Origin of the sequence: Kribbella sp. NPDC003505 (genome assembly GCF_040610875.1) — a bacterium.
In the GTDB taxonomy this organism is placed as follows: domain Bacteria; phylum Actinomycetota; class Actinomycetes; order Propionibacteriales; family Kribbellaceae; genus Kribbella.
On sequence record NZ_JBEXNA010000013.1, the window covers coordinates 292679 to 307430 of the forward strand.

Below are 14752 nucleotides of genomic sequence, written 5' to 3' on the forward strand. Positions count from 1 at the left end.
TGACGAATCACCGTGTCCTTCGGGCGGCACGAGGAGCGGTCGACGGCTGGCAGGAGGTTGTGCGGTCAGCCGCCCATGAATGAGGGAGTGTCAGCGGTCTCGCCAGGCGAGTGGTGAGGTTTGAAGAGCTGCTTCGGCAAGGCGGCGACCGAAATCGGTTTGGATTCGGGCGCGGGACGACTCGATCCAGCCTGTGACTCGCTTGTAGCCGGCTTCGCCGTACTCGACAGCCTGCATGAGGCACTCGAGGCGGTCCGCGTCCTTGGCGCAGCGAGCCTCGATCGTCTCGGCAGCCTCGTACTCGGTCACGGCTTCACGGATGCTCTTCGCAGCCGCCTCAGGCAGCACCGAAACCTGGTCCTCGGTGATGCGTTCGTTGCTCGCGACATCCATGTACGGCTTGGCGCTGTGCGGGATGTCGCCGATTCGGGTCTCCTGGGAGTCGTGCCACATCCCGAGGTACGCCGCCCTCGCCGGATCCCCACCCTCCTCGCTGGCGATCAGCGCCGCGAGCTGAGCGACGCGCAGGCTGTGCTCTGCGACGGACTCGGGGTCGCGGACTCCGACATGCCACCATCCGGCGCGGCGGAGCCGCTTGAGCACACCCATCTCGTAGGCGAATGCGACGACTCCTGCTGCGTCTCGGTCGGTAGCGTCATCGGTCACGATTACTCCGTTTCGATCATCGGTTGGCCAACTGCACAGCGCACCGCAGGTTGCTCAACTCTATGGTGCTGCCGAGAGGGGGGATTGTCGCCGACAGATGCTTCGACTCGTCGGCCGGTTCGTTCCCGGAGTTCCCAGTTGTACTCCGAGAGCTCCGGACGTGGGAGCACCTGCTGCTAGAGTCTGTGGATGTTCGGCAGTGCATTCACCTGATCTGTCAGATGCTCGAGCAGATGGTTCGCTAGCCGCACTCCTGACCAGCTTTGAGTCGACTATGCGGCGCCTGCAGCGCGAACTCGGGGCCGTTCACGATCGGCTCGATTCGAGTGGTCGCCGGCGTCGGCCGCTCAAGCCGATATGGAACGGCGCCGGCCGACGTCGCTCCTGATTCCACTACCGCCGCGACCTCCCGGAACGTCAGGGAATCGTGATGACGCGTGCCCCAGTGACCGCTTCGAAGGACGACTTGATCGAGCGTGGTGAGCCGAGCACCGTAAAGTGCAGCAAGCTCGGCAGGAGGATGACCTCAACCTTGTCACGGATCGTTGCATGGAAAAGGCGTTCGAACGCTGATAGGCACAGCCAGTCCTCCTCGATGAAGACCGCGGCGAGCTCGAGGCCGGCGTCGGCTGCATAGGTTGCCAGGCGCTCTCTGCTGCGTGTGACCTGAGGTTTGCAGATGAGGAGAGGCATGCACAGGTAGGCGTATGCGCGTGGTCTCGTGGCGACTTGCTTGCGGTTATCGCGCCTGCAGTTGCAGGTCAGCGAGTAGCAGGTGCCCGCGGTGTGAACTCGTCGGCCGTGCTCTCCGTCCGGCAGGCAATCGGCGGGCTGTACGGTCCCGACGTCGTACTGGCTGGTCCCGCCAGCCCGAGATCTGTTCCCGATGGTCACGCTCTGACCGTATGAGCCGGGTCTTGATGTCCTCGATGAACTTGCTCGAACTTGCTCGCGTCGCCTGAGCGGGAAAGGATGTCAGGTAGGTAGATCCGCGAGCGAGGCCTGGATCAGGGCGCGAGCGCTTGATCCGTACACGGCGAGCTTGCTGAGTGCCGTGAAGGTTTCGGCGTACATGGCGATCTCCCGCGGGTGAGTGATCGTGAGGAAGCCCGACACCAGTTCCACGTTGGCCTGAACGTTGTCGAAGATGTAGAAGTCTTCGACCGGCCACCGTGACGATCTGTCCACGTCTGCGGGGATCACACCGAGGCTCACGGATGCGAGCTTCATGACGTCGAGCAGATGGCGCAGTTGCTGTGCCAGCACCGCCGGACCGCCTAGTTGGTAGCGCAAAGCGGACTCTTCGAGGACGAAGGCGAAGGTGTGCCCGCGCTGGGTGAGGATGCGCTGGCGGTCCATACGTTCCGCCACTGTCGCGGCGATGTCGTCGATCGGGACGCGTCGGCGGTCGCGGATCGACATGAGTACGGCCGTGGTGTAGTCCGCGGTCTGCAAGAGGACGGGCACCATGGTTTGGCAGTATGAGCGGTACTGCCTGGTGCGTTCGTACAGGTCGCGGACGGAGGCGTTGAGGTGGCGGAGTCCGGTTCGTTCGGCGCGTCGCCAGTCCAGCCACATCGAGTCGACGGACCGTAGTTCGGCGATGAGCTCCGGCAGGAGTTCGGGCGCTGAGCAGACTGCGCACCAGGCACGGAGATCAGCCTCTGAGGGCTGCTGCTTGCCGTGCTCGATCTTGGAGGTCTTGGCCTCATGCCAACCGGCCGCGGTGGCCAGGGCTCGTGCGGACAGCCCCGCGTCGAGCCTGATATCCCGCAGCCGGTCAGCGAGCGCCTGACGGGCGCTCTGGGCACTCGAAGATTGCGAAGCAGGCATCCCGCTACAGCGTAACGGAGTACTGCTCGTGGTCGATCCCAAGCTCCCAGGCAGCCTCGAACGCCGAGAGACATAGCTTCACTGCGTCTGGATCCGTGCTGACCTCGTTGCCGACGAATCGCCCACCTCCGGCGAAGAGGCCGAACTGCAGAGTTTCCTCGTCGAAGATCCAGACGTCGTTGCCAGGCAGGGCGATCGCCGACACCCGAGCGCGAGGCACCCAGCGAATCGCCTCGCCCGCAACAACGTTGACCCGCGAGGTCACGGCATGTTCGAACGCGATGTAGTCCGACACCGGTTCACTCACGACCCGGACGCGCTTCAACGCGACACCACGCGCCGTTGCCGAGCTGGCGATCTCCGTCCAGCCCGCGTACTCGCGGACCGCCTGATCTAGGTCGCCGACCTTCCATGCTGCGAAGGCAGGATCGTCGAGCATGTACTGGTCGCGGAGCTCCAGCTTCAGCACGCTTCGCTTGCTGCTTGCGAGCAGTTGATCAAACGACGGCTCCGGCACGGCACGCCTCCACAATCATCTCCGCCATCCTGGCGGGTAGCTTCACCACAGACTCCGAGTCCGAGATCCCACAGTCCTCGGACAGCTTGGCCAGCAGTGCTGGATCTACGACCGTCTCACCCTGGAAGTAGAGGTCGCCAGTCTCCTCGTCACGGAAGACCGCAGGACAGTTGTTGCCTGGGCAGTCGGGATCCTTGCCGTAGAACTGTAGTGCCACGATGACCTCCCGGATTGAGTACTGCGTTGTGGGTAGTGCTCGGCCAAATCATCGAGCGTCCTCCGCCCGTGGCCAAGCGTCTTGGCGAGTACCTCGCAAGTCCGCGCAAGGTACTTGCCAGATCTGGGGTGGCGAGATTGAACTCAGCCGACGTTCTCGGGCCACAACCGCCACTCAACGCCTGTGGGGCGCTGGCCGCCGCTGTGAAGGAAGTCCTTGACGGCCGCTCGCAGTACGTCGAGTGAAACCTCGGAGTCGAGCGCGAAGTCTTCCGGATGGCCGGCGTACTCGTAGAAGACTCGGTCGTGCGGCGAGGTCTGGCCGACGGCGTACCAGACGCCCTCGGCTCCGTCGACCGTGCCGGCGAACTTCAGGCCGCCGAGCTTGCGTTCGCCGTTGACACCTACCCGGAAGTCATGATCCGGATAGCCCTGGTCTGTCTTCGGACGTTCCGCGAGGTAGAGAGCGGCCATCGTGTGATCGAACGTCTCGCCGAGCAGGTCGTCGACGAGTTGGTCGACGTCGGAGTCAGTACGGATCACGATCGGTTGATCGTCGTGTTCGTGCCGGTAGTAGGCCTCGATGCTGTAGCTCATCTTTCGGTGGTCTCTCTACTCGGGATAGGTGCGTTTGAATCCGTCCGGGCCGTACACCGTCAGTCGTGCTCCATCAGGGAGGAACTTCCACAGGTTCCGATGACAACCGTACGGGCCGGGGCATGGTCTGTTGTTGATCATGATGGTCTCGTCCGTGAGGCCGTCGCGACGCATGCGCATTGCGAACTTGACCTCGACGTGCGAGCCGAGGGTGTCCGGGCCCGGTGCGATGTTGATGTTGTGCTCTTCCATGAACCGCTTGACGTCGGCGCTGTCGTTGTCATAGCCGCTGACGAGATCCTCTTCCTCGCCAGCAGCGTTGATCCATTTGCCATGCGTCTTGTCACCTGACTTCCTGACGGGCAGTCGCTCGAGGATGCCGCGGGCAACGGGTTCGAACCTGTCGGGTTCGCTGGACGACGGTCGGGAAGGGGCTCGCGGGATCGTCTCGTCGCCGACTCCGGTGAGCTTGTCCGTTGTGCTCGCTTCGCGGTCTTGCTTGCCTTCTTTCTGTCGATCCGATCGTGGGGTGCCATCAGCTGGGCTGGGCGATCGACGACCTGCTGGCCCACCGCTCGGCTTGGTCGTCCGGATGCCACTGACCACTTGCTCTACCCACGCCCTCGCCCGGGAGTCAGCCTGCGACAGGTAGTGGGCGGCTTCTTCGCATCGCCTCGCTGCCTGGTCGAGCTGCATGGCGGCCATGCGGGCGCTCAGGTTGTTGCTCGTGCTGCCGATCCATGCTGCCGCCTCGCGGCTCTTTCGAGCTCGATCGTGCAGGTAGCTCACCGCCCGCGCCGACTCGTTGAGACAGCCGAGCAGGTGTTCGGCGATCCGCTGCAGCTCGGAGGGCATGCGGCCGCGGCCGGCTAGATCTGGTCGGCGTAGCTGCGGCAGCCGGCTTCTGCGATCTGCAGCGACTGCACGGCTTGGTCGACTGACTTCGCCGCAGCCTCGAGCATGATCGCGATGTCCTGGTCGGCCCGCGTCGCAGTACCCCGGATCAGGGCGTGCACCTGCTGGCTGGACTGCTCGAAGCGCTGCTTGAACCCGGCCAAGCTGGCGGCGCCTTGTCGCGACTGGTCAGCCAGACCGTGCAGTTGCATCTTCACCTGTTCGACTTGGGACATATGTGAGCCTCACTTCCAAGAGATGCCGAGGAGAGGTGGAACGGCTGGCGCAGGACGGGCTCGCCTCCGCGTCCCGCGCCAGCCGGTCAATGGAGGTCCTTGGCCGAGCCGTCCACAGGGGAGAGGAGGACTCGGACAAGAACCGCAAGTGGCGGGATCGATGGGTGTGCAGCGATCTTCTGCACGTGAGGGGCTGAGCTGGACGACTCCCCACCGATCCCGCCGGTTCATGGGGCGACCTCGTGCAGCATGATGCGAGCCCCCGTGACCCGCTCGAACTGCCCACGCACCTCTGCCGGATCTCCCACTAGTGGCAGGTGCCGCAGACTCGGCAGTACAACCGCCGTGATCTCGTAGCGATTGACCGAAGCGACCAGCGCCTCGAAGGCTTGGGGGGCAGTTTCAGGGTCTTCGACGTACATCGAGCCCATAAGAAAGCCTTCGAGTTGGCCGAACTCGCCGAGTTCACGCTTCAGGTCGTCGACGTGTCGGTCGGACAGGTACAGGTCACACCGGGCATAGCCAAGCAGCAGCGCCGGGTGTAGTCGGTCACCGTTCCTCGTCCATCCACCGGCTGAACCTGGCGACCAAACGTTCCCAAAGTCGGGACCACCAGCCACGTCCGCGCCGGGCGTTCACGAGTCAGCAGCATCTTCATCCACCGACACAGCCACCGGCTCGATAGTGACGCGAAGGCTGGCGAAGCGTCGAGTCATCGCGGCTTGGTACTGGATGGCAGCCGACGGCTCGGCGGTGTAATCCGCAATGACGTGCTCACCGAACCAGACGCGTACACGACGGTCGGCCGAGCGTAGGTCGTTGACGAGGGCAGTCACTCGCCACGCACCTCCTCCGAGATATCTCGGATCATGAACCCGTACAGCACAACTGCAATGAGCGTGAGGACCCATGTACCGGTCATGGCGCTTTCAACTCCTACTCGGGATGAGGGGCGGCAACCTGCGGCGGATGGAAGGTCCAGCGACACCACCAGTCCGGCCTAGATCAATTGCATCGCTTACGCTGGGTACACGACAGCGCACGTTTGTGGCATCTCTGGCGCATCCTTGACGAGCGCCGCTCGGTCGCGGCACTCTGCCGGGCATCCGCTGGGGAGATGGAGAAACGACGGTGGCAGGCAAGCGAACCCGTTTGGCCGAGTGGCGACGCGCCGCTGGGTACAGCCAGGAACGCTTGGCTGAGCATCTCGGTGTGGACCGCTCGACGGTCGCGCGCTGGGAGTCCGGCGGTACTGTGCCAGTGCCATTCGCCCGCCCGCGGCTCGCGGCGGCTCTGGGCGTCTCACGCGCGGAGCTCAACGCCGTCTTAGGCGACAGCGGACTGTCAGGATCGCGGCCGGCCGCCGAGACGGTCGCCCCCGGAAGTCTGGCCGAGACCGACTTGCCGCGCCGAGGTTTGCTGCGACTCCTCAGCCTGGCGGGCACCGTAATTGCGGGGGCTGAGCTGGTCGGCGACCGGAGCGAGTTCCTCGCCGACGGGCCCCTGGAGGTCGGCTCGGTTTCTGAGCTGGCGAACTTCAACCAGCAGCTGTGGCGGATCTTCGCCATGGCAACCGCCAAGCAGGCGGTGTATCCACTGGTGACGCAACAACTCGCTCAGTTGGTCGAGCGGCTGAAACGGACACACCGAGCAGCTACGCGCCAAGCCCTCTGCGAGCTGACTTGCGACCTATTCCAGCTCGCGGGCGAGGTCTTCTTCGACAACGACCAGTACACCTCGGCAGCCCACTGCTACACCCTGGCTGCACAGGCTGCCCGCGAGGCGGGTGCCCGCGACATGTGGGCCTGTGCCTTGACTCGGCATGCCTTCATCAGCGTTTACGAGCAACAGTTCGCGGAGACCGTCCCGATGTTGACCTCGGCGGCTGACCTCGCCGCTAATGGCGATAGCGCCCTCTCCACACGCTATTGGGTGAGTGCCGTACAGGCCGAGGCCGCCGCCGGACTGGGTGATCTGAGTGCCTGCGAGAGGGCACTAGAACGGGCCGAACAGGTCAGAGGACTGGGCCGCGACAGTCAAACCGGAGGATGGCTGCGCTTCGACGGCTCGCGGCTACCCGAGCAGCGCGGCACCTGCTACACCCTCCTCGGCAAACCGGACCTGGCGGAGAAGTCCCTGCAAGCAGCACTGAATACATCGGTGTCGCTGCGGCGGCGCGGTAGTGTGCTCGTGGACCTGGCAAACGTAGGAGTGATGCGCCGAGATGTCGAGCAGACGGTGAGCTACGCAACCGCCGCCATGGACCTCACGAAGCAGTCTGGTTCGGGCGTGATCGCTCGCAAACTCTCCGGTCTGAACCGGGAACTCGCCAGCCACCGACACGATGCCCAACTAGTGCGCTTGAGCGAAGACATTTCGGCACGCCTGTCCGTCGAGCGCTCGCCGCTGTAAGACCCCCGTCCAAAGGAGCAACGCTGTTGTCGAACGAACAGGGCCGCATCTTCCGCGAGGCGTGGATTGCAGGCGTGACGAAGCACTACCCCGGCGAACCAAAGCCCGGATACGTCGCACCGTGGGAAGAGACACCCGACTGGGAGCGGGAGAGCGCGGCAGCCGTGTACGAGCAGGTGCGGGCGTTCGTCGAGGTCTCTGAGGGGAACACGAGCAAGCTCAGCCGGGAGCAGAAGGGCCGGTTTGTGGCGTTGTGCTGGATCGCGCAGATCCACCGTCACATCTCCGACCCCAAACCCAGCTATGTAGCCGACTGGGACGACCTGCCGGCCTGGCAGCAAGAAACTGATGCAGACATCTTCGAGCGGATCGAAGGCGTGAGCTGACACCCGCTGGCATCTGTGCAGGCCGTGCTGCCTACGAACGCGGTCTGCACTGTTCCTCGAGGCTAGTTCATGACAGCTCGACTGTGCCGTCCGCGTGGACCCACCAGACGTCAATCTGCGCGGCGCTGAGTGACGCGGCCACTTCGCCAAACAAGTCTCGGTAGCGTTGAAACTCGGGGAGTGCGATGGCGCTCTGCCAGTTGGGCTCCTTGCCGCGGAGTCGCATAGCGGCCAGGACTGCTGCTGCGAACCAATGACCGGCCTGCGTGCTTGGGCTCGTGCGCTTGATCTCATTGGCGCGCCTGGAGTCGGCGTAGCTGCGACTAGGAAAGCCCTTCACCTCGATCCCGACAGTTCCGCGGTCCCCCCTCGCAATCACGTCGATGCCATGTTCCCGCGCGGCGGTGTTCGCTACCGAGAGAATGCGCCAGCCTCTATGTGACAACGCCGTGACGACTGCGGCCTGGACGTTGGCCTCGGTGTGCCACACTCCTTCGGGGCTGGCAATTGTCGTCGGTTCCTCTAGGCCAGGTGTCCCGACGTCTTGGGCGGAGGCAGCGTCGGTGGCTGATCCGCGCGGCTCAATTACGCCCCGGAGCTCGAACCCCAAAGCAGCCAGATGTCGCCGCGCCGTATGGGAGATGAACTCGGACCGCGGCACGCCCACGGCCGCTTCGAAGGCCTGGACGGCCGGGAACCAGATGTTCTTGACGCGAACAGCGTGTTTGTGGATGGCCTCGGGCGCGGCGTCGGCCAGCCGAGCCTCTACCTGGGCCCGAGAGAGCTCGTAGCGCCGCCCGTTCAGAGTGAAGCGAATCGGCGCGTCGTCGAGGCGACTCATGAGCCAAAGCTACGACATGCGATGCGCGGCCACGAGCATTGCGAATCCTCCAGCGGCTGTCGACGGTAGGGCGACTGGCAGCACTTGCTGACGTCCCACGACCCGCCGCCCGGCGCGTCGGCGTCTGGTTCGGTGAGCACGTCATCGCGGATTACACCGGCGAGGCGGCCGCCGCCCTCTGGTACCAAGCGGGCATGACGCGGCGCTTCGCGTGCCGAACTGGTCGTGGCTAGGCGATGGGTCTCCGTTGGCTACTGGTTCTCGGCGATCATCGTGGCTTGCTTGATGATCAGCTCGGTCGCAGACGGTTCCTGGTCGGGGGGGTACCCGTGCTTGAGGAGTAGCCGCTTGATCCTCGTCCGCAGCTTGGCCCTTACAGTTTCCTTGATCTGCCAGTCGGTCTTGGCATCGTTGCGCACGATCTCGGCGAGCTTGTGGGCTATCTCGCGGAGAGTCTTGTCCTGCATCGCTATCCGAGCGGACTCGTTGGTCAGCATGGCGTCGTAGAACGCGAGTTCGTTCTCGGTCAGGCCGGTCTGGTCACCGCGCCGCTTCTGCGCTTGGATGGCCTTGGCAATCTCGACGATTTCCGCGATGACTTGGGCCGCGTCGATCGTGCGATTCTGGTAACGATTGAGTGCCTCGGAGAGCATCTCGGAGAATTTGCGCCCGGCGACGACGTTGCGTCGGCCGATGAGCCTTACCTCGTCCGAGATGAGCCGGCGGACCGCCTCCAGCTGGAGGGTCTTTTGGTCGGAGGCCTCGAAGCTTCGCATGAAGTCGTCGTCGATGACGGAGATGTCGGGCTTCTCCAGGCCAGCCTCTGCGAAGATGTCGATCACGCCAGTGCCGGTCATGTGCTCGCTGACTATCTGACGAACCGCGGTGTCGAGCACCGCCTCACCATCGGGGGTGCGGTCTACGGCCTCGATCTTGGCGATCGACTGGCGTACGGCGTCGAAGAATGCGACGTCGTCGCGTATCGCATTCGCCGCAGATGAGGTAGGCACGAGTGAGAAGAGACGCTTGAGCCGACCGGTGTGGGCCATGAAGCGTTTCTTCAATGAGTACCCCGCGTCGGCCTCGGTGTCGAACTCATCTGGCATGAGGTCATCACCACCACCGTCGAGTGCTCGTTCGGAGTCCAGGAGGTGATCGACGGCAGCGGTGACTGCGTAGACAAACGCCTTGGTGTCGCCGCTGCCTAGGATGGTCACCCAGTCGATGTCGTGCAGCAGATCGCTGACGATCGCGTGCTCGGACAGCAGCTCAGGGACGGCGGCCTGGCGGACGTCTTCTCCGATGGCACGGTCTTGCTTGTCGCGGTCCGTATAGGTCGCGAGCGCATCCTTGAGATTCTCGGCGATGCCGATGTAGTCCACGACTAGGCCGGATGGCTTGTCCTTGAATGTCCGGTTCACCCTGGTGATCGCCTGCATGAGACCCGCGGATCGCATCGGCTTGTCGACGTACATCGTGTGCATAGGCGGGGAGTCGAAGCCGGTCAGCCACATGTCTCGGACGATCACCATCTCGAGTGGGTCAGCGGCGTCTGATGCCCGGGACTTCATCGCACGACGCTCGGCTTGGTTACGGATGTGTGGCTGGTACGTCGCTGGGTCGGTGGCATTGCCCGTCATGACGACCTTTATCTGCCCGTGGTCGTCCTCGCCGTTGTGCCAGTCAGGACGCAGCGCGACGATCGCGTCGTAGAGGTCGACCGCGATACGGCGCGACATCGTCACCACCATGCACTTGCCGGCCAGGACATTCCGACGGGCTTCCCAATGAGTGACGATGTCCGCGGCGAGTTCGTTGATCCGCTTCTCGGAGCCGACGATGGCCTCGACCTTGGCCCACTTACTCTTCAGCCGCTCGCTGATCTCCTCCTCCGAGCCGACGGTGGCATCGTCGAATTCGTCATCGATCGCCTCCTTTGCTTCGTCGGGTAGCTCGACCTTGGCCAGCCGAGGCTCGTAGAACACCTTGACCGTGACGCCGTCCTCTATTGCCTGTGTCATGTCATAGACATCGATGTACTCACCAAAGATTTCCGGTGTCGACCGGTCCTTCTCGTCGATTGGCGTCCCTGTGAACCCGATAAACGAGGCGTTCGGGAGGCCATCTCGCACGTTGCGGGCGAAGCCGTCGATCAGGTCATAGTTCGACCTGTGAGCCTCGTCAACCATCACGACGATGTTGAGCCGCTCCGACAGCAGCGGGAACGGCCGACCCGCCTGTCGGTCCTCCGGTGAGAGGCCGAATTTCTGCAGGGTCGTGAAGATGATGCCGCCGGACTCCCTACCTGCGACCAGCTCCTTCAAGTGAGCACGCGACGCGGCCTTCACTGGCGCTTCGGGCAGCGGTGACCCCGGTTTCGACGCCGCGAAGGTCTCGTCGAAGAGCTGGTCGTCTAGGTCGTTGCGGTCGGTCAGCACTACAAGGGTGGGGTTCTCCATCATTGGGTGCCGCATCACTTTGCCGGCGTAGTAGGCCATCTCTAGCGACTTGCCGGAGCCCTGGGTGTGCCACACGACCCCGATGCGGCCGTCGGTTTCGACCGACTCGACGGTCTGCGCGACCGCTTTATTCACCGCCCAGTACTGGTGATATTTTGCGACTGCCTTGCGGGTCCCGGTGCCCTCACCGAATGTTGCAATGAAGTTGTGGCATAGGTCGAAGAACACGTCGAGCCTGAACATGCCCCGGGTCAGCACCTCGATCCGCGGGATCCGCAGGCCCTGGGGATTCTTGGGATCCCGGCGGACTCCGTCGATGGTCTTCCACGCCGCCCAGTGGTTCCAGGGCGCCGAGAACGACCCCGCCCTTGCCTCGACACCGTCGGACACTACGGCGACCTGGTTCCACTTCAGGACTTCGGGGATCTGGTTCCTGTAGGTTTGCAGTTGTCGGAAGGCCCCGGCCAGCGTCGCATACTGCTTGCCTGCCCGCTTCAGCTCGAAGATCGCCAAGGGCAAGCCGTTGACAAACAGCAGTACGTCCGGTCGGCGGGTCCGCTTCGGACCCTCGATACTGAACTGGTTGACCGCGGCCAGGTCATTGTTCTTTGGGTTCTCCCAGTCGACCAGCCAAGCTCGGTCGCTGCGAAGTTCGCCGCCGTCGTCGCGATATTCCACCGGTACGCCCTGAATCAGATAGCGGTATGCGTGCCAGTTCTCCGTCTCGATCAAAGGCGACTCGGCCCTTTGGACAGTTCGCACCACGTCGGCCACCGCATCGGTCGTCAGTCGGGGGTTGAGTCGTCGCACCGCCGCCGACAGGCGCTCGTTGAGGACCACCTCGCGGTAATCGTCCCGCTCCGCACCCGGCTCACCTGGAGCAATGTCCGGGCCGTAGACGGGGGTCCATCCCAATTCCGTAAGGATCTGAAGGACCCATTGTTCGAGTGCATCCTCGGTTGGGACGCCCATCACGAACCGCCAGGATCAGGTTCGCCCCCGGCCACTCGGGCAAAGAGCGCATATGCGAGTTCGACCGCGATCTCGATTTCCTTTCGATTCCGCTCCACGAGAGCATCCAGAGGCTCCATGAGCTCCGAGATCCGCTGCTGCTCGGCGATCGGAGGCAAGGACATGCGAACCTGGCGAAGGTCCGTCAGGCTCACGTACGGCGCCATGTCGGTCTGGTCTTTGTACAGGCCTAGTTGCCCAAGGAACTCGGAGGAGCGTGCCCAGTGATATAGCCATGTCGGATGGACAGCGTCGGCGTTGAGAGTTCGCAAGAAGCAGAGCTGCGGGCTATACGAGTGCTCAGGCAACCCGTCTGGCACCCGGGCTATGCGTCCGACTGTCCCTTTGGTTGTGATTAGCACATCGCCAGCTCGGGAGACCTTGGCGCCCATCTTCGGGCGGAACTCTTCTCGGATGAAGTCCTTGAAGGATGGCTCGATTCGCCCATCAAGTACGTCGGCAACGCGAAGGATGGGCACACCAGTCGATCCAAGCTGGTCGGCACGGGTACGGTAACCATCGCTCAGCGCAAGGTCTCCCCGGACGACGAGTCCACCGAGCGACATCTGCTCAGTTACCGTCACACGCCACCTCCAGGACCGTCCTAAGACGCAGCTCAAGTTCTGCTCTATGGGCAAGGCTTTCGTTTAGCGAGGCCGCCAGAATGTTGATTCTCTCGCCGAGATCCTCGTCTCGATCCTCCGTTGAATCCCTGGATTCGACATATCGCCCGGGCGCCAGCACGTAGTTCCGACGCTCGACATCCGCTGTGGTGACCGCACGGCAATAGCCAGGGATGTCTTCGTACGGTTTTAAGTCGCTTGTTTCGGTACCACGCCAGGAGTGGTACGTGTTCGCGATTCTGGTAACGTCATCGGTGCTAAATGCTCGGAGCGTCTTCGCCTCCATGAATCCGATTTGACGCGCGTCTATAAAGAGGATCTCCCCTCGACGCGGCCGCGTTTCAGCGCCATTGGGCACGCCCGCCTTGTTCTTAGTGAGGAACCACAGGCAGACGGGGATCTGGGTACCGTAGAAGAGTTGCTTAGGCAAAGCTACGATGCACTCCACTACGTCGGCTTCGATCATGGCCTTGCGAATGTCACCTTCGCCATCTTGCTGACTGGACAAAGAGCCGTTTGCTAAGACGGTTCCAACCGTTCCAGTAGGAGCGACGTGATGGAGGAAGTGCTGCAGCCAGGCATAGTTGGCGTTCCTCACCGGCGGGACGCCGTACTTCCATCGTGGGTCTTCTCGCAGCCTTTCGCCGCCCCACTTGCTGTCATTAAAGAAGGGGTTGGCGATGACAAAGTCAGCCCGCAGATCTGGATGGGCGTCCGCATGGAAGGAGTCACCCCACTCGGCGCCGAGGTTGCCTTCGATGCCCCGCAGGGCAAGGTTCATCTTGGCCAGTCGCCAGGTCGTCGGGTTGGACTCCTGGCCGAAGACGGAGATATCGTTGCGGTTGCCTCCGTGGGCTCGAACGAACTTGTCGGCCTGGACGAACATGCCAGCCGATCCGCAGGCCGGGTCAAAAACGCGACCGTGATAGGGCTGGAGCATCTCGACAAGTAGCTGAACCACCGACCGAGGCGTGTAGTACTCGCCAGCGTTCTTGCCCTCTTTCGAGGCGAACTTACCTAGAAAGTACTCGTATACACGGCCGAGCACGTCGAGGTCCTTGAACTCCTCCGCGGCGAGATCTTGCCGGGAGAACGTGTCGATCAGGCCTCCGATGGCCTCGCTGCTCAACTCCCGCTGAGTGTAGTTCTTCGGCAGCACACCTTTGAGGGTCGGGTTCTCCCGCTCGATGGCCTCCATCGCATCGTCTACTCGCTTGCCGATGTCGGGTTGTTTCGCCGCCTTGCGGAGGTCCCCCCAGCGGTGGCCCTCGGGGATCCAGAAAACGCCCTCGGCCGTGTACTCGTCGCGGTCCTCAAGAATTGACTCCTTGGCCGCCTCGGTGGGCATGAAGTACTCGGAGTTCGGATCGTCGACCAGCCGTGCCAGCTCCTCGTGGCGCACTGTGAAAGTGTCGGAGACATACTTCAAGAAGATCAGGCCGAGGACGACGTGCTTGTACTGTGCGGAGTCCATCTTCCCGCGCAGCTCATCCGCTGCGTCCCACAGGGTGGCCTCGAGGCTCTTCGCTGGCTGATCCTTCTTCTTCCTCGGTGGCATTCTGTCCCCTCCGACCCGTCGCAATCACTCGCGCGGCTCAACATTGTCTGCATCTCTACATATCACGTGGTGGCCAGCTGTTCCTCACCGCTCTCACGCTAGGTGTTTCTTGGGTCGCAGTCTGGAGTCAGGGTCTTCAGGTAATCACTGGCTACGACCCCTCGGGCGTCGTACAGGATCAGCCGGCGTCAAGACGACCTTCGTGGCGACGAAGTAGCTCACGCTTGCGGCTCGCGCGCAGTGCGGGTCGTCTGATGGGCTGGCTGAGGGCATGCATATGCGTTGGGGCGGCTCGCGGCCGTCCCCCGGCTCCGAACTCAAAGCGTGCAGATAAAGCAGCCGTGTAGGCCTCGAGCAGTCGCTGCGATGAGTGGCCGAAGCTCGGGGACCCTGTGGTACTCGCGGGGGTGTCGACGGCGCTCTAAAGCTGGTCGGTTTCGGCGGTTGAAAAGTGAGCGGTTGTTGGCAGTCTAGGACTGCGTTTGGTCTGTGGTGGTGCGGAT

16 protein-coding genes are annotated in these 14752 nt (G+C 63.2%); 2 read left to right on the forward strand and 14 right to left on the reverse strand.

Annotated features, from left to right (window positions below):
* Nucleotides 1-90: 90 nt before the first annotated feature.
* From ABZX12_RS35920 to ABZX12_RS35965, 10 genes are all read right to left on the reverse strand, one after another.
* Nucleotides 91-666, reverse strand: a complete 576-nt coding sequence (locus ABZX12_RS35920) for an HD domain-containing protein (RefSeq protein WP_355699904.1) — start codon at nt 664-666, stop codon at nt 91-93.
* Between the two features lie 417 nt (nt 667-1083).
* Nucleotides 1084-1560, reverse strand: a complete 477-nt coding sequence (locus ABZX12_RS35925; RefSeq protein WP_355699905.1) for a hypothetical protein — start codon at nt 1558-1560, stop codon at nt 1084-1086.
* 81 nt (nt 1561-1641) lie between these two features.
* Nucleotides 1642-2499, reverse strand: coding sequence for a helix-turn-helix transcriptional regulator (locus ABZX12_RS35930; protein ID WP_355699906.1), 858 nt, complete (start codon nt 2497-2499; stop codon nt 1642-1644).
* 4 nt (nt 2500-2503) lie between these two features.
* Entirely contained in the window at nt 2504-3016 is a 513-nt protein-coding gene (locus ABZX12_RS35935) for a DUF6879 family protein (protein ID WP_355699907.1), read from the reverse strand.
* Entirely contained in the window at nt 2997-3233 is a 237-nt protein-coding gene (locus ABZX12_RS35940; protein ID WP_355699908.1) for a hypothetical protein, read from the reverse strand. The genes ABZX12_RS35935 and ABZX12_RS35940 overlap by 20 nt, the downstream gene beginning before the upstream one ends.
* A gap of 143 nt (nt 3234-3376) precedes the next feature.
* On the reverse strand, nt 3377-3829 hold the full coding sequence (locus ABZX12_RS35945) for an Imm1 family immunity protein (RefSeq protein WP_355699909.1): 453 nt from the start codon (nt 3827-3829) through the stop codon (nt 3377-3379).
* A gap of 15 nt (nt 3830-3844) precedes the next feature.
* Nucleotides 3845-4684: a DddA-like double-stranded DNA deaminase toxin gene (locus ABZX12_RS35950; protein WP_355699910.1), complete on the reverse strand. Its 840-nt coding sequence runs from the start codon at nt 4682-4684 to the stop codon at nt 3845-3847.
* A gap of 14 nt (nt 4685-4698) precedes the next feature.
* A complete protein-coding gene (locus tag ABZX12_RS35955; RefSeq protein ID WP_355699911.1) occupies nt 4699-4959 on the reverse strand; it encodes a hypothetical protein in 261 nt (86 codons plus the stop codon).
* Nucleotides 4960-5186: 227 nt separating this feature from the next.
* Entirely contained in the window at nt 5187-5579 is a 393-nt protein-coding gene (locus tag ABZX12_RS35960; protein WP_355699912.1) for a hypothetical protein, read from the reverse strand.
* A gap of 15 nt (nt 5580-5594) precedes the next feature.
* Nucleotides 5595-5795, reverse strand: coding sequence for a hypothetical protein (locus tag ABZX12_RS35965; RefSeq protein ID WP_355699913.1), 201 nt, complete (start codon nt 5793-5795; stop codon nt 5595-5597).
* Between the two features lie 295 nt (nt 5796-6090).
* Here ABZX12_RS35965 and ABZX12_RS35970 point away from each other — a divergent pair, with 295 nt between their 5' ends.
* Nucleotides 6091-7371: a helix-turn-helix transcriptional regulator gene (locus tag ABZX12_RS35970; protein WP_355699914.1), complete on the forward strand. Its 1281-nt coding sequence runs from the start codon at nt 6091-6093 to the stop codon at nt 7369-7371.
* A gap of 26 nt (nt 7372-7397) precedes the next feature.
* A complete protein-coding gene (locus tag ABZX12_RS35975) occupies nt 7398-7757 on the forward strand; it encodes a hypothetical protein (RefSeq protein WP_355699915.1) in 360 nt (119 codons plus the stop codon).
* A 67-nt stretch (nt 7758-7824) separates the two neighbouring features.
* On the opposite strand, the gene ABZX12_RS35980 is transcribed toward ABZX12_RS35975, so the two are convergent.
* The 4 genes from ABZX12_RS35980 to ABZX12_RS35995 form a co-directional block, all read right to left on the reverse strand.
* Nucleotides 7825-8598 (reverse strand): hypothetical protein, encoded by a 774-nt coding sequence (locus ABZX12_RS35980; RefSeq protein ID WP_355699916.1) that lies wholly within the window; start codon nt 8596-8598, stop codon nt 7825-7827.
* A 251-nt stretch (nt 8599-8849) separates the two neighbouring features.
* Nucleotides 8850-12029: a type I restriction endonuclease subunit R gene (locus ABZX12_RS35985; protein WP_355699924.1), complete on the reverse strand. Its 3180-nt coding sequence runs from the start codon at nt 12027-12029 to the stop codon at nt 8850-8852.
* Entirely contained in the window at nt 12029-12652 is a 624-nt protein-coding gene (locus tag ABZX12_RS35990; RefSeq protein WP_355699917.1) for a restriction endonuclease subunit S, read from the reverse strand. Before ABZX12_RS35990 ends, ABZX12_RS35985 begins: the two co-directional genes overlap by 1 nt.
* Nucleotides 12639-14249: a class I SAM-dependent DNA methyltransferase gene (locus tag ABZX12_RS35995; RefSeq protein ID WP_355699918.1), complete on the reverse strand. Its 1611-nt coding sequence runs from the start codon at nt 14247-14249 to the stop codon at nt 12639-12641. The genes ABZX12_RS35990 and ABZX12_RS35995 overlap by 14 nt, the downstream gene beginning before the upstream one ends.
* Between the last annotated feature and the right edge of the window lie 503 nt (nt 14250-14752).

Excerpts from the sequence above, each read along its gene's own strand:
- ABZX12_RS35930 (WP_355699906.1), bottom strand. The coding sequence starts at position 2,499 with ATGCCTGCTTCGCAATCTTCGAGTGCCCAGAGCGCCCGTCAGGCGCTC.
- ABZX12_RS35945 (WP_355699909.1), bottom strand. The coding sequence starts at position 3,829 with ATGAGCTACAGCATCGAGGCCTACTACCGGCACGAACACGACGATCAA.
- ABZX12_RS35950 (WP_355699910.1), bottom strand. The coding sequence starts at position 4,684 with ATGCCCTCCGAGCTGCAGCGGATCGCCGAACACCTGCTCGGCTGTCTC.
- ABZX12_RS35955 (WP_355699911.1), bottom strand. The coding sequence starts at position 4,959 with ATGTCCCAAGTCGAACAGGTGAAGATGCAACTGCACGGTCTGGCTGAC.
- ABZX12_RS35980 (WP_355699916.1), bottom strand. The coding sequence starts at position 8,598 with ATGAGTCGCCTCGACGACGCGCCGATTCGCTTCACTCTGAACGGGCGG.
- ABZX12_RS35985 (WP_355699924.1), bottom strand. The coding sequence starts at position 12,029 with ATGGGCGTCCCAACCGAGGATGCACTCGAACAATGGGTCCTTCAGATC.
- ABZX12_RS35995 (WP_355699918.1), bottom strand. The coding sequence starts at position 14,249 with ATGCCACCGAGGAAGAAGAAGGATCAGCCAGCGAAGAGCCTCGAGGCC.